Source organism: Paraburkholderia sp. JPY419, assembly GCF_050435705.1.
In the GTDB taxonomy this organism is placed as follows: Bacteria; Pseudomonadota; Gammaproteobacteria; order Burkholderiales; family Burkholderiaceae; genus Paraburkholderia; species Paraburkholderia youngii.
On sequence record NZ_JBNDKV010000002.1, the window covers coordinates 3616898 to 3631006 of the forward strand.

Below are 14109 nucleotides of genomic sequence, written 5' to 3' on the forward strand. Positions count from 1 at the left end.
AATGCCCAATACCCCGCGCGCGGCGGGGTGTCGGGGAAGGTGGGGAAGCCGGCGACGGCTCAGCGCAACAGGTGCTGGACGGCCCATGTGATGCCCAGTCCGCCGGCGATCAGCCACACATACAGAATCAGGCCCGTGGTCAGCGCGCGCGGACCCGCTTCGCGAATCTGCGAAATACGCGTTTCCATGCCGAGTGCGGTCATCGCCATCGTCAGCGCGAAGGTGTCGAGCAGGTTCAGCGACGAGGTGGCGCTTTGCGGCAGCACATGCAGCGAGTTGATCGCGACGCAGGCGAGAAAGCCGAGTGCGAACCAGGGGATCGCAAGCTTGCGCGGGACGATGCCGTCCGTGCTGCCATCCTTCGCGCCGCGCGCCGCGCGGTTCACCCACAGGCCGACCACCAGCAATACCGGCACGAGCAGCATCACGCGGGTCATCTTGACGATCGTCGCGATGTGCGTCGCTTCCGGGCTCACGTTGCTCGCCGCGCCGACCACCTGCGCGACCTCGTGGATCGTGCCGCCGAAGAAGAGACCCGCGCCGACCGTATCGAGATGCAGCCAGCCCGCGTTGAACAGCACCGGGTACAGGAACATCGACAGCGTGCCGAACAGCACGACGGTGCCGACCGCCATCGCGCTCTTGTGCGGCTTCGATTGCAGCGTCGATTCGAACGCGAGCACCGCGGCCGCGCCGCAGATCGCGCTGCCGGCCGCCGTCAGCAGCGCGGTGTCGCGATCGAGCTTCATGATCTTGATACCGGCCCAGGTGCCGATCACGAGCGTGCTGACGACGATCAGCACCGATTCCGCGAGGCCCGGCAGACCCACCTGGGCGATTTCCTGCAGGCTCACGCGCAGGCCGAAGAACGCGACCGCGATGCGCAGCAGCTTGCGCGCCGAGAAGTTGACGCCCGCCGCCCAGCTGGCCGGCATGCTGTCGCGCAGCGCATTGCCATAGATCGCACCGGCGACGATGCCGACGATCAGCGGACTCAGGCCAAGACCGGCAACCGCCGGAATCGCCGCGATGCGCGTGACGGCGGCGGCGAACAGCGCGACGAACAGCACGCCATTGAGTTGGCCGCGAGTGGACAGCGCGGGTGAGGCGGCAGTGAGCGGGACGGTGGGTGTCGACATGATCGGGTGCCTGACTTCGTAGCGAACTTGCACAGAACTGCATGAGCAGCAACGGGGCTAATCCTAAATTAGATATAACGATATGAAAAATCGTGATTTAGAATATGAGGTATCAGCCCAACCAATATTTCATCGAGATGACCCCGGATCAACTTATAACGTTCGCGGCCGTCGCTGAGCACCGCAACATCAGCCGGGCGGCGGTGGCGCTGCATCTGTCGCAGCCGGCGGTGTCCGGACAGCTACGGCAATTGCAGGACGAATTCGGCGAGCCTCTGTACCAGCGCGATGGCCGCGGCGTACGGCTGACGCCGGCCGGCGAGCAGCTCGCCAGCTATGCGGCGCGGCTGCGCGATACCTGGCGGCAGGCGCATGCGTATCGCGACGCGCTGCGCGGTCTGGAGCAGGGCACTTTGCGGATCGGCGCGAGCACGACGCCGGCGAGCTATCTGCTGCCCTATCTGATCGCCGAATTCCATCGCCGCTATCCGGACGTGACCGTGCATACCGCCAACGGCAATACAGCCGAGATCGTCGGCGCACTGGGCTCGGTCGACATCGCGATGATCGAGGGTCCCGCCGGCGCCGATCTGCCGCCGGATACGGTCGTCCATGCGTGGCGCGAGGATGAAATCGTCGCGATCATGCCGTGCTCGCATCCGCTCGCGCAGGCGGACAACGGCGAGCGCATCGAGCTGGCCGCGTTCGGCGCCTATCCGCTGGTGCTGCGCGAGGAAGGCTCGGGCGTGCGGCAGACGGTCGAGCGCGAGTTCGCACGCGCGGGCGTGCCGATGCGCGTGGCGCTCGAGATCGCGGGGGTCGAAGGCGTGAAGGAGGCGGTGCGGGCCGGCATGGGCGTCGGCTTCGTGTCGGCGATGTCGATGCGGCACGAGAACGGTGCGCTGCGGCTGATGTCGCTGAGCCCGCAGCCGCTGACGCGGCGGCTGTCGATTCTGGTGCCCCATGCGAGCGCGCCGTCGCGGGTGGTCGAACAGTTTCTGGCGATGTGTATCGCGGACGGCGGCTGACTGCAGCGCTGGCGGCGTGCGGCCGGCGCGCCTGGGGATTTCCTCTATGGTGCGCGATGGCCGTCCCGCGCACTATTCGCACATCGCAGCGCCTCGGCGCTTTTTTTCGAAGTGAGATTGGAACCGGTTCCAAGAGCGGTTTCGCGTCAGGATCGAGTGAGTTGGACATGGCTGATGCAGTTGAGATCGTGATCGTCGCCAGCGCGTTCGGTGTGAACGCCGTGCGCGCCGACGGCCATCTGAAATGGGCGCAGGCGGCAAAGCCAGCCGGCGCGGCGGGTTTCGAAGTGCGTCGCGAGCTGTTCGCGAGCGACGCGGACGCGGACCCGCAACGGCTGCGCGCCCTCGGCGCGGCGTTGGCCGATCTCGGGCTGTGGCCGGTGTTCTCGACGCCGGCATCGTTGTACGCCGCGAACGGCCAGCTCGATACCGACGCGCTGCGTCTGGCGCTCGACGAAGCGGCGGCGCTCGGCGCGCGCTTCGTCAAGCTGCAACTCGGCGGCTTCGCGGGCGAGGCTCACGGTGCGGCGCTCGTCGCGCAGGTGGCGAGCGGCTGCGGCACCACGGACGGCGCGCAGCCACGGCTCGTCGTCGAAAACGGGCAACTGGCGCAGGGCGGCTCGCCCGCGCAGTTCGTCGGTCTGTTCGACGCGCTCGCGCGTGAAGGCCACGCGGACGCGCTCGGTATGACTTTCGATACCGGCAACTGGGCGTGGCTCGACGTCGCGCCGCTCGAAATCGCGCCGCAGCTCGCGCCATATGTCGAATACATCCATTGCAAGAGCACGACGGGCGAGGGCGCGCGGCGCTTCGCGACCGCGCCGGCCGGCGATGACGCGACATTCCGCGCAGTCCTCGACCTGCTGCCGCGCGATGTGCCGCGTGGCATCGAGTTTCCGTTCGACCCCAGCCGGATCGATGCGGATGCCGCGCACTATGTGAACTGGCTAGCGCGGGTATAGACCGCGACGCGGCAAGCAAGGCAGCAAACAACGCAACGCAACCTGAATCATCGGCATCGGAAGCACCACCAGGAGCCCAGCATGACCCACCCGCACCCCGCCCTCGACGTGATCACCTACGGCGAAGCGATGGCGATGTTCGTCGCCACCGAAACCGGCCCGCTGGCAGGCGTCGGACACTTCACGAAGCGCATCGCCGGCGCGGATCTGAACGTCGCGATCGGCTTGTCGCGACTCGGCTTCAGGGTGGGCTGGATGAGCCGCGTCGGCGACGATTCGTTCGGCCAGTACGTGCGCGACACGCTGACGAAAGAGGGCATCGACCAGCAATGTGTGAGCACCGACGCGCGCTATCCGACCGGCTTCCAGCTGAAGTCGAAGAACGACGACGGCAGCGATCCGGCGGTCGAATACTTCCGCAAAGGCTCGGCGGCGAGCCATCTGTCGCGCGACGACTACGTCGCCGAATACGTGCTGCCCGCGCGTCATTTGCATCTGACCGGCGTGGCGCCGGCGATCTCGGCGAGTTCGCGCGAACTCGCGTTCCATCTGGCCCGTGAAATGCGTGCGGCAGGCAGGACGATCTCGTTCGACCCGAACCTGCGCCCGACGCTGTGGCCGTCGCGCGCGGCGATGGTCGAAGGCCTGAACGCGCTCGCGGCACTCGCCGACTGGGTGCTGCCCGGCATTGGCGAGGGTGAGATTCTGACCGGCTATACGCAGCCGGAGGACATCGCGCAGTTCTACCTCGAGCGCGGCGCGCGCGGCGTGATCGTCAAGCTCGGCGCGCGGGGCGCGTATTACCGCACCGCGACCGATGCCGCGACGATCGCCGGCCGGCCGGTCGCGAACGTCGTCGATACGGTCGGCGCCGGCGATGGTTTCGCGGTCGGCGTGATCAGCGCGCTGCTCCAAGGCCGCACGCTCGCGCAGGCGGTCGCGCGCGGCAACCGGATCGGCGCGCTCGCGATTCAGGTGATCGGCGATTCGGAAGGTTTGCCGAACCGCGCCGAACTGGACGCGCTGGAACTGGCCGAGGTGCCGGGCATCGCAAGCGCGGCCTGACGCGGCTCGGACTGCATCGATAGCGATGCACACACGACCAGCATCACACGACAACAAGAGCGCCCTCAGCGCGCCAAGATTTTTTCATCATTGATTCGGGACGACGCCGTCCAAGGAGACTTCCATGACCTCATCACTTGCGATTCGCCGCTGGTGGACGATCATGCCGATCGTGTTCATCACCTACAGCCTCGCGTATCTGGATCGCGCGAATTTCGGCTTCGCGGCGGCGGCCGGCATCAACCAGGATCTCGGCATCAGCAAGGGGCTCGCGTCGCTGATCGGCGCGCTGTTCTTCCTCGGCTATTTCTTCTTCCAGATTCCGGGCGCGATCTACGCCGAGCGCCGCAGCGTGAAGAAGCTCGTGTTCTGGAGCCTCATCCTGTGGGGCGGCTGCGCGGCGTTGACCGGCATGGTCAGCAACATCCCATCGCTGATGGCGATCCGCTTCGTGCTCGGCGTCGTCGAAGCCGCGGTGATGCCGGCGATGCTGATCTTCATCAGCAACTGGTTCACCAAGAGCGAACGCTCGCGGGCGAACACGTTCCTGATTCTCGGCAACCCGGTCACGGTGCTGTGGATGTCGGTCGTGTCGGGCTACCTCGTGCATTCGTTCGGATGGCGGCAGATGTTCATCGCCGAGGGCGCGCCCGCGATCCTCTGGGCGGTGTGCTGGTGGTTCCTCGTGAAGGACAAGCCCGAGCAGGTGTCGTGGCTCACGCAGCAGGAAAAGGATGCGCTCGCGCAGACGCTGCGCGCCGAGCAGGCCGCGATCAAGCCGGTGCGCAACTACAGCGAGGCGTTTCGCACGCCCGCGGTCATCAAGCTGTGCGCGCAGTATTTCTGCTGGAGCATCGGCGTGTACGGTTTCGTGCTGTGGCTGCCGTCGATCCTGAAGAACGGCTCGTCGATCGGCATGGTCGAGACGGGCTGGCTGTCTGCGCTGCCGTATGCGGCCGCGACGATCGCGATGCTTGCAGCTTCGTGGGCATCGGATAAACTCAACCGCCGCAAGGTGTTCGTGTGGCCGTTCCTGCTGGTCGGCGCGATTGCGTTCGCGGCGTCGTACGGGCTCGGCTCCGCGCATTTCTGGATTTCGTATGCGCTGCTCGTGATCGCCGGCGCCGCGATGTACGCGCCGTACGGCCCGTTCTTCGCGATCGTGCCGGAACTGCTGCCGAAGAACGTCGCGGGCGGCGCGATGGCGCTGATCAACAGCATGGGTGCGCTCGGTTCGTTCGTCGGCTCGTACGTGGTCGGCTATCTGAACGGCGCGACCGGCTCGCCCGCGGCATCGTATGCGTTCATGAGCGTGGCGCTCGTCGCCGCGGTGATCCTGACGCTCGCAGTCAAGCCGGCCGCCGCCGAACGACGCGACCCCGCTCGTCCCACCGTCGCAAGGAAAATTAGCTGATGAAGAAGATCGTCGCCTGGAAATCGCTGCCCGAGGATGTGCTCGCCTATCTGCAACAGCATGCGCAGGTCGTGCAGGTCGATCCGTCACAGCATGATGCTTTCGTCGCCGCGTTGCGCGATGCCGACGGCGGCATCGGCGCGAGCGTGAAGATCGCGCCGGCGATGCTCGAAGGCGCGAGCCGGCTTAAGGCGCTGTCGACGATCTCGGTCGGCTACGACCAGTTCGACGTCGACGACCTCACGCGCCGCGGCATCGTGCTCGCGTACACGCCGGACGTACTGACCGAATCGACCGCCGATACCGTGTTCTCGCTGATCCTCGCGTCCGCGCGGCGCGTGGTCGAGCTGGCCGACTGGGTCAAGGCGGGCCAGTGGCGCACGAGCATCGGGCCCGCGCAGTTCGGGGTCGATGTGCAGGGCAAGACGATCGGCATCGTCGGCCTGGGGCGGATCGGCGGCGCGGTCGCACGGCGCGCTGCGCTCGGCTTCAACATGAAGGTGCTGTACACGAACCGCAGCCCGAACCGCCAGGCGGAAGAGGCGTATGGCGCGCGGCGCGTCGAACTGGCCGAATTGCTCGCGCAGTCCGATTTCGTCTGTCTGCAGGTGCCGCTCACGCCGCAAACGCGGCATCTGATCGGCGCGGCCGAACTGCGCGCGATGAAGAAGAGCGCGATCCTGATCAACGCGTCGCGCGGCGCGACCGTCGACGAAGCGGCGCTGATCGAGGCATTGAAGAACGGCACGATTCGCGGTGCGGGCCTCGACGTGTTCGACACCGAACCGTTGCCGGCCGACTCGCCGTTGCTGTCGATGCCGAACGTGGTCGCGCTGCCGCATATCGGTTCGGCGACGCACGAGACCCGTCATGCGATGGCGCTCAACGCGGCGGAGAACCTGGTCGCCGCGCTCGACGGCACGTTGACGACCAACATCGTCAACCGTGAAGTCCTGGCGAAGTGAATCGCAGGGCGGCGCGCAAGCTGCCACCCTCGGACCGACACGAGCGATCAGCGAATGAGCACGACCCCGCCCGCCACGCCACCCAATCCGCCGTCCGCGCCGACGCGCCGCGCGACGATCACCGATGTCGCGCGCGAAGCCGGCACCGGCAAGACCAGCATCTCGCGCTATCTGAACGGCGAGTTCAGCGCGCTGTCGCCCGAGCTGCGCGCGCGCATCGAAGCCGCGATCGCGCGGCTCGACTACCAGCCGAATCAGATGGCGCGCGGCCTGAAGCGCGGCCGCAACCGGCTGATCGGCATGCTGGTCGCCGACCTGACCAATCCGTACTCCGTCGAAGTGCTGCAAGGCGTCGAGGCCGCGTGCCACGCGCTCGGTTTGATGCCGCTGATCTGCCACGCGGCGAACGAAGTCGAGATGGAGCGCCGTTACCTGCAACTGCTGACCACGTATCGCGTGGAAGGCGTGATCGTCAATGCGCTCGGCGTGCGCGAGGAGACGCTGCGGCCGGTCGGCGACGGCGGGATTCCAGCGGTGCTGGTCGATCGCCGAGTGGAGGGGCTGGTCGCCGACATGGTCGGCCTCGACAATGGCGCGGCCGCCGAGCTCGGCACGCGGCATCTGCTCGAACGGGGCTTCGAGCATATCTGGTTCGTCGTGCAGCCGTTCGAGCGGGTCAGCTCGCGGCGGCAGCGCGTCGACGCGTTCGACCGCGCGATGCGCGACGCAGGTCGCGCGCGCGGTCATACGCTGGTGCTCGATCTCGCCGATGAAACTGCTGTCGAACGCGGCCTTGCGGAGCTGGATCGTGTGATCGACTCGCTGGACGGGGCCGGCACCGCCCCGCGTGTCGCGCTGTTCGCGGCCAACGCGCCGGTCGCGTTGCGCCTCGCGCTGCACCTGAACGCGCGTTACGGCGCGCACTGGCAGAGCCGCGTCGCGCTGCTTTCGATCGACGATCCGGATTGGGCCGAGCTCGCCGGCATCACGACGATCCGTCAGCCGACCTATGACATCGGTTATCGCGCGGTCGAATTCCTGCACGAGCGCATCGAAGGCGCGCAGACGGGCGCGCGCGACTGCCTGCTGCCCGGGGAGCTGGTCGTGCGTGCGTCGACCGCGCGCTGATTTCCGGTCAATCTGCGATCATTCGGGGCTGCGGCGCGCAGCGGTTGCGCGCCGGGGATTGCAAGGAACCCCGCAAGGATACTCATGGTCGTGCCACCGCTTACCCTCGCGAGCCTCGCGCTCGCCACCCTCGTCATCGCCGCTTTACCTTTTCTGCTTTACCGGCAGTTGCGCCGTCCGCTCGCGCTCAGGCCGCGCGACGCGATCGCCGGCGTCGCGGTGTTTGCGCTGTTCGCGATGGTGATCGAGCGGGCGCTGAACGACTATCTGCTGCGCGGTAACGCGGCGACGGCGGCGTTCCTTTCGCAGCCGCTCGCGTTCGTCGTCTATGGAGCTCTGGTCGCGGGCGTTTGCGAGGAAGTGGGGCGGTTCTTCGGCATGCGGCTGCTGATGAAGCGGGCGGCGACGCGGCCGGTCGTGCGCAAAAAGTCGAGCGTGGAAGCGCCCACCGGCGTCGCTGCAAGCGCGGGCGCCAACGCCGCCGCCAGCCCGAGCGCCGACGCCGACACCCGCACCGCCGCCTTGCGCGCCGACGATGGCGCCGCACTGAGCTACGGCCTCGGCCACGGCGGCGCGGAAGCATGGATGGTCGGCGTGCTCGTGCAGTTCCAGTGGCTCGTGTTCGCGGTCCTCGAAAACCGTGGCCAGCTCGGCGATTACCTCGGCAATCTGCCGGCCGAAGCAGTGATGCGCGTGCATCTGATTCTCGCAAGCCTGACGCCGCAACTGGCCGGCATTTTCGCGCTCGAACGCGTCGCCGCGCTGGTGTTCCAGATCGGCCTGTCGGTGCTGATGTGGCGCGGAGTGCGGGCCGGCTCGCGCGCCATCCTGCCGCTCGCGATCGTGGTGCACGCGCTGATCGACACGCCCGCGGCGATGACGCAGGCGCGGCTGCTGCCGCTCGCGGCGGTCGATACGATCTATGCGGTGGCGGCGGTGTTCGTCGCGGGACTGTTGATCCGCAGTTACCGGCGGCCAGCGGCGGCGTGAGCGGATGAACCGCTGGATCGCAGGCGCCTCGCCATCCCTTCAGCGTTTCTCTAAAATGCGCCTACGTTTCAGGATCCTCTTTTCCCGGCAGCCTTCATGGAAGCTTACCAATACGACTGCGCGCATCCGGAGTTCGGCGAGCTCGCGCGCGTCATCAGCGATCTGTTTCCCGAGCAGACGCAGTTCATCGAGCGTGCCGCCGACAATGGCGCGCCCACACTGACGATTCACTGGGTAGCGATGCGCTTCGGTTCGACCGCGAGGCGCATCGAGATGACGGTCGCGATCGCGCCGGCGGCGCTCGCGCGTTATCGCGCGATGTCGGCGCGGCTGCGTGGCCGCAGCTTCGCGGTTTTGCGCGCGTACGTCGAAGCGAGCCTGGGCTCGCTCGAAGAAATGTACGCGAACGGCGAGGCGGTGCCGCGCGAAGTCACGGTCGAGCTCGGCGACGAGTTCGCATGAAGCGCGGGTGAATCTGCTTCAATCCGCGAGACGATAGACCTTCGCGAAACGCGCGGCCTGCACGACGCCATAGTCGCCGGGCGCGTACTGCATGACCCAGTCGCCGGCCGCGCCGTGCAGCACGTCGCCGCCGCTGGCCGAGCGCGCGAGCGAGAAGGGCTCGTCCATCCGGCGGGCAAGCACGACTGCCGGGATGTTGCGATAGGCGCCGGCTTCGCCGTGCGCGAGCGCTGGATCGGCGGGCAGGTACTTCGCGTCGAAGCGCTCGCGCGACACGACCCAGCGGTCGCCGGTCGAGCCGGTGATTAGCGCATCGCCGCGCACATAGCGGTTCGGGCCTTCGAGGCTCATCAATTGGCCTTCGGAGGCGGCGAATTCGACGCTTACCGTTTCGTCCTTGACGACGCGTTGGGCGTGCGGATCGTCACGCAGATCGAGATTCCTGAGTTCGGTCATGAAGCGGGTGGGAGATTAGGGGGTGGGCATTGCGGCGAGACTCTCCGCTTTGCGAACCCGAATCATGCCAGATGCCCGCAACGGGGCAAGCCCCCGCCGCGGGCGCTCTTTCATTACGGCTTGACGGCCGCGTCGCTCGCGGCTTCGGCCGCGGGCTTGCTGCCCTTGCCATGGTGGCCGCGCTGATGACCCTCGGGGCCGCCACGGTGGAACGTCGCATCGGCGAGCTTCTTCTGCTCCGGAGACAGGCTGCCATACAGCGGCTCGAACGCATCGACGAGCTTCTTCATGCCGTCCGCATGCGCCTGCGCAATCGTTGCATACTGTTTCATGTCGTCGAGCGCGCTCACGTTGGTGGCGGCTTTGCGCTGCTCGAACAGCTGGCCCATCGTTTCGCCATTGCTGCGCATCACGTCGGCGAACGCCTTCCATTGCGTTTCCTGCGCGGGCGTGATCTTCAGTTGCGAATGCAGATAAGCGATGCGGTCTTCGACGTTGCGTTCATGGCCGGCCTTGGCCGCGGAAGCCGTTGCCGTGGTGTACGGTGCCGAGGCCGAGGCCGGCGCGGCGGTTTGAGCGAACGCGCCGCCCATCGAAACGGCCGTAGCCAGCATAACGAGTGCTTTTTTCATCGAAACTCCTGATGTCTGTTCGTATTGAGACTCGGCGCGCGGCGTGCGTATCGCCTCGCGCCAGCGACGAATAGCGGCGCGCCGCAACCAGCTGCCGCCTTCGCCCGTCGCCGCTATTAGTAACACGATATCCCCGCAATACGGCTGCTGTGCGACAAACGCTTACAACCGAAACGAACACGAAACGGCTCGCGCCTGCGCGGCAAGTGCGCCGATCTGCCGCGCCGAGGACGCCCCACAGTGTGCCGGGCAGCGGTGACCGCGCACCATCACACGGCGCCGCTGCCCGCGCAGACGCGCGATAATCCGCGACATTCCATACCAACTTCCCGTCCCTTCGATGAGACCTCCGCGCCTCGACCAGCTCGACGACCTCGACCGTAATCTCGTTGCACTGCTGCAAGCCAACGCGCGCGAGAGCGTCGCGAATCTCGCGCGACAGCTCGGCGTCGCGCGCACGACCGTGATCGCGCGCATTGCGCGGCTCGAACGCAGCAACGTGATCGCCGGCTACAGCGTGCGGCTGGGCCAGGACGTGCTCGATTCGAGCATCGTCGCTTATGTCGGCATCATCATCGCGCCGAAGCACGGGCCGGCCGTGCAGAAGCGCCTCGGCAAGATGCCCGAGGTGCAACTGCTGTGCGCGGTCAGCGGCGAGTACGACTACGTGGCATGGCTGCGTGCCGATTCGCCTGAGCGGCTCAACGATCTGCTCGATCAGATCGGCGGGCTCGAAGGGGTCGAGCGGACCACGACGTCGATCATTCTCGCGCGCAAGATCGACCGCGGCACGGTGTGAGTCGGCGCGCGGCGTAACCTCTTCGCGAATGCTTCGACGGTCTGTCGTTTACGCGTTTTTTGCGCGTTTTCGACGAATCGTTTGAGAAGTTCGTCGGAACGTCGAACCTGATGGTCATACCGCAGCATTTTGCGCGTATGAACTGTTTTTGCTTCTTCCTACACTGTCATTCAAGGGTTCGGCCCGCAGGCGCCGCGCGCAATACGCGGCGCACTTCCCAAGCTCACAGACAGCACATGGATAACAAGGAGAAACAGATGAAAGTAGCTATCGTTGGCGCAGGTCTGATCGGTCACACCATTGCTCATATGCTGCGCGAGACGGGCGACTACGAAGTCGTCGCGTTCGACCGCGATCAGCACGCACTCGACAAGCTCGCCGCCCAGGGCATTCCGACCCGCCGCATCGATTCCGCCGACGCCGCCGTGCTGCGCGCCGCGATCCAGGGCTTCGACGTGCTGATCAACGCGCTGCCGTACTACCTCGCGGTGAACGTCGCATCGGCCGCGAAGGGCGCGGGTGTCCATTACTTCGACCTGACCGAGGACGTGCGCGCGACGCACGCGATCCGCGCGATCGCCGACGATGCCGATCACGCGTTCATGCCGCAGTGCGGTCTCGCGCCGGGCTTCATCGGCATTGCCGCGCACGAGCTTGCGAATCGCTTCACGGAAATCCGCGACGTTAAGATGCGCGTCGGCGCGCTGCCCGAGTTTCCGACCAATGCGCTGAAGTACAACCTGACGTGGAGCGTCGACGGCCTGATCAACGAGTACTGCCAGCCGTGCGAGGCGATCCGCGACGGCCGCACGCAGTGGGTGCAGCCGCTCGAAGGTCTCGAGCATTTCTCGCTCGACGGCACCGAGTACGAAGCATTCAACACGTCGGGCGGGTTGGGCACGCTGTGCGAGACGCTGGCGGGCCGCGTCGAATCGCTTGACTACAAGTCGGTGCGCTATCCGGGACATCGCAACCTGATGCAGTTCCTGCTGGAAGACCTGCGTCTGTCGAGCGACCGCGATACCTTGAAGACCATCATGCGCCGCTCGGTGCCATCGACCGCGCAGGACGTCGTGCTGGTGTTCATCACCGTGAGCGGCATGCGCGACGGCCAGCTCGTGCAGGAGGTCTTCACGCGCAAGATCTTCGCGAAGACCGTCTGCGGCGTGCCGATGAGCGCGATCCAGATCACCACCGCCGGCGCGATGTGCGCGGTGCTCGATCTGTTCCGCGAGCGCAAGCTGCCGCAAAAGGGCTTCGTGCGGCAGGAGCAGGTGTCGCTTGGCGATTTCCTCGCGAACCGCTTCGGCAGGCTGTACGAAGGGCAGTCACTGGAGGCGGCGGTGACGGTTTGAGGTTCGAATAGCTCGCGCCAAATGAAAATCCCCGTACGTCACTGACGTACGGGGATTTTTCGTTTTTCAGCCGATCAGCGGGGCTGCGCTGCGCCGCACTCGCGTAGCCGTCATCCAGCCACGATTTGCGCAACGAGCGCTTGATAGTCCGCCGAACTGGGCGTGGTATTGTCGAACATCAGCAGACCCTCGCGGCTCGCGCCGCTCGGCTCGAAGCGCCGCCGCCGGTAATCGTCCCAGTGCGCGAGCTTGTACGCATCGTTGGGATTCGCGCGCGCGACGATCCGCTGCCGCGCCACGTCATCCGAGGTCCGCACCCACACGACACGCAATCTCACGTCCGGCGCGACGCCGAGCCACGCATGATCGAACAGTCGCCGCTCGCGCACCTCGCGCGACAGCGGGCCGACGACCAATGCGCTGATGCCGAGTTCGAGATTGTCGCGCGCGGTATCGATGAGGCCGCGATATTCGGGGTCGCGCAGATGCTCCAGGAAAAGAGGGCTGTCGCGATCGTTCGGATCGCCGGTCACCATCGCCATCGCGGCCGCGCTATAGCCGCCGTACAGTGTGTCCTTGTCGAGCAGGCAGAAGGGGGTGCCGCTCGCTTTCATCAGCGGGCCGAACAGTTTTTTCGCCAGCGTCGTCTTGCCCGTGCCCGCATGACCGCAAAAGAAAACCAGAGAAGTCACGCAGGCTTGTCCTCACGCGGCGCGGCGGCCGCATCGGGGCGCGGGTCGCGCGCGAACTTGCCGTTGGTCTCGAGCCACATCACGTTGATGATGCCGAAGCCGAGCGCCACACCCACGCCGAGAATCCAGGTGAAATACCACATCGCAGTCTCCTTGATCGTGCGTCCGGCGACGCCAATCGACAGGCTTGCCAGTTACCCACGACGGCCAGCCGTGAGCGCGGCCGCCTTCAACGATCATGAAGAAGAACGCCGCGCCATGCAAGAGGGCGCGGCGCCCGAGTTCCGCGCGCGTTGCTATGATGCGGGACAGTCATGCGTAAGACCCGCACCGCGTAGTCACAAACTCGGCCCACCATCGAGAGCACACGGGAGAACCAGCATGCCGATGCGCCCGTCTCGCCGCGGCCGGGCCGCACGCCGCGCCGCGTTGGCCGCATGCGTCGCGCTCAGCGTGCTCAGCGTGCTCACGCTAGCCGGCTGCGCGTCGACCCCGGCCGAGCCGGTGCCGTTCAAATCGGTGCCGGCCGAGCGCATCGTCAGACAGGGCTATACGCAGCCGGGCCCCGGCCTCGTCGCGGTGGACGTGCGGCGCGAGCGTTCGCGCGACGTGATCGTGCGGTTCCGCGATGCGCTCGTCTATATCGACGGCGAGCGCGTGACCGACCTGATGAACGGCGAGCACGTGGTGTTCTATCTGCCGCCCGGCACGCATCGGATCGGCGTATCGACGCAGTTCGATCCGGTGGTCGAGCTGAACTTCGTCGTGACGGCCGACCCGCGCTACACGAACCGCGCATCGGTCACGTTCAACGACGATCACCGCATCGGCCTGCAGCGGGTCGCGCAGTAGCCGCGGTAGCGGCAGTAGCAATGCGGCCGGGCATTAACAATTCGAAACGCGCACCTTATGCAGCGCGCCTTAACATGGCGGCTGATCCAAGCCTGCTGAAAGTGTGCTTGTCCGTTCACGCGACACAGGTCGCCCGTCTTACGCAACGCTTACGCGAGAGGGCGGCCCGG

At 66.5% G+C, this 14109-nt stretch carries 16 protein-coding genes; 11 read left to right on the top strand and 5 right to left on the bottom strand.

The window, feature by feature from the left end; translation table 11 throughout:
• Positions 1-59 precede the first annotated feature (59 nt).
• Positions 60-1139 carry a YeiH family protein gene (locus tag QFZ91_RS22760; protein ID WP_429568500.1) on the bottom strand — a complete coding sequence of 360 codons (1080 nt, stop codon included), beginning with the start codon at positions 1137-1139 and terminating at the stop codon, positions 60-62.
• A 137-nt stretch (positions 1140-1276) separates the two neighbouring features.
• Here QFZ91_RS22760 and QFZ91_RS22765 point away from each other — a divergent pair, with 137 nt between their 5' ends.
• The 8 genes from QFZ91_RS22765 to QFZ91_RS22800 all read left to right on the top strand — a co-directional run bounded on the left by QFZ91_RS22765 (position 1277) and on the right by QFZ91_RS22800 (position 9153).
• Positions 1277-2167 carry a LysR family transcriptional regulator gene (locus tag QFZ91_RS22765; RefSeq protein ID WP_429568501.1) on the top strand — a complete coding sequence of 297 codons (891 nt, stop codon included), beginning with the start codon at positions 1277-1279 and terminating at the stop codon, positions 2165-2167.
• Positions 2168-2334: 167 nt separating this feature from the next.
• Entirely contained in the window at positions 2335-3129 is a 795-nt protein-coding gene (locus tag QFZ91_RS22770; RefSeq protein WP_429568502.1) for a sugar phosphate isomerase/epimerase family protein, read from the top strand.
• An 81-nt stretch (positions 3130-3210) separates the two neighbouring features.
• Positions 3211-4194: a sugar kinase gene (locus QFZ91_RS22775; protein WP_429568503.1), complete on the top strand. Its 984-nt coding sequence runs from the start codon at positions 3211-3213 to the stop codon at positions 4192-4194.
• Positions 4195-4318: 124 nt separating this feature from the next.
• On the top strand, positions 4319-5608 hold the full coding sequence (locus QFZ91_RS22780; protein WP_176108355.1) for an MFS transporter: 1290 nt from the start codon (positions 4319-4321) through the stop codon (positions 5606-5608).
• The gene (locus QFZ91_RS22785; RefSeq protein ID WP_429568504.1) at positions 5608-6573 is read left to right on the top strand and encodes a 2-hydroxyacid dehydrogenase; all 966 of its coding nucleotides are present in this window, start codon (positions 5608-5610) and stop codon (positions 6571-6573) included. The genes QFZ91_RS22780 and QFZ91_RS22785 overlap by 1 nt, the downstream gene beginning before the upstream one ends.
• Before the next feature lie 54 nt (positions 6574-6627).
• Positions 6628-7701 (top strand): LacI family DNA-binding transcriptional regulator, encoded by a 1074-nt coding sequence (locus QFZ91_RS22790; RefSeq protein WP_429568505.1) that lies wholly within the window; start codon positions 6628-6630, stop codon positions 7699-7701.
• Between the two features lie 84 nt (positions 7702-7785).
• Complete coding sequence (locus QFZ91_RS22795) at positions 7786-8691, top strand: YhfC family intramembrane metalloprotease (RefSeq protein ID WP_429568506.1); 906 nt, start codon at positions 7786-7788, stop codon at positions 8689-8691.
• Positions 8692-8787: 96 nt separating this feature from the next.
• Positions 8788-9153: a DUF3022 domain-containing protein gene (locus QFZ91_RS22800; RefSeq protein ID WP_429568507.1), complete on the top strand. Its 366-nt coding sequence runs from the start codon at positions 8788-8790 to the stop codon at positions 9151-9153.
• Between the two features lie 18 nt (positions 9154-9171).
• On the opposite strand, the gene QFZ91_RS22805 is transcribed toward QFZ91_RS22800, so the two are convergent.
• Entirely contained in the window at positions 9172-9609 is a 438-nt protein-coding gene (locus tag QFZ91_RS22805; RefSeq protein WP_176108360.1) for a PGDYG domain-containing protein, read from the bottom strand.
• Positions 9610-9722: 113 nt separating this feature from the next.
• Complete coding sequence (locus QFZ91_RS22810; RefSeq protein ID WP_429568508.1) at positions 9723-10241, bottom strand: Spy/CpxP family protein refolding chaperone; 519 nt, start codon at positions 10239-10241, stop codon at positions 9723-9725.
• 340 nt (positions 10242-10581) lie between these two features.
• On the opposite strand from QFZ91_RS22810, the gene QFZ91_RS22815 reads away from it, so the two are divergent.
• Both QFZ91_RS22815 and QFZ91_RS22820 read left to right on the top strand, forming a co-directional pair.
• Positions 10582-11040 (top strand): Lrp/AsnC family transcriptional regulator, encoded by a 459-nt coding sequence (locus tag QFZ91_RS22815; RefSeq protein ID WP_176108362.1) that lies wholly within the window; start codon positions 10582-10584, stop codon positions 11038-11040.
• A 257-nt stretch (positions 11041-11297) separates the two neighbouring features.
• The gene (locus tag QFZ91_RS22820) at positions 11298-12395 is read left to right on the top strand and encodes a saccharopine dehydrogenase C-terminal domain-containing protein (RefSeq protein WP_429568509.1); all 1098 of its coding nucleotides are present in this window, start codon (positions 11298-11300) and stop codon (positions 12393-12395) included.
• A gap of 110 nt (positions 12396-12505) precedes the next feature.
• On the opposite strand, the gene QFZ91_RS22825 is transcribed toward QFZ91_RS22820, so the two are convergent.
• Together QFZ91_RS22825 and cydX are read right to left on the bottom strand one after the other, a co-directional pair.
• A complete protein-coding gene (locus QFZ91_RS22825) occupies positions 12506-13087 on the bottom strand; it encodes an AAA family ATPase (RefSeq protein ID WP_429568510.1) in 582 nt (193 codons plus the stop codon).
• Complete coding sequence (cydX, locus tag QFZ91_RS22830) at positions 13084-13230, bottom strand: cytochrome bd-I oxidase subunit CydX (protein ID WP_026228716.1); 147 nt, start codon at positions 13228-13230, stop codon at positions 13084-13086. The genes QFZ91_RS22825 and cydX overlap by 4 nt, the downstream gene beginning before the upstream one ends.
• Positions 13231-13468: 238 nt before the next feature.
• Here cydX and QFZ91_RS22835 point away from each other — a divergent pair, with 238 nt between their 5' ends.
• A complete protein-coding gene (locus QFZ91_RS22835) occupies positions 13469-13939 on the top strand; it encodes a hypothetical protein (protein ID WP_429568511.1) in 471 nt (156 codons plus the stop codon).
• Positions 13940-14109: the final 170 nt, after the last annotated feature.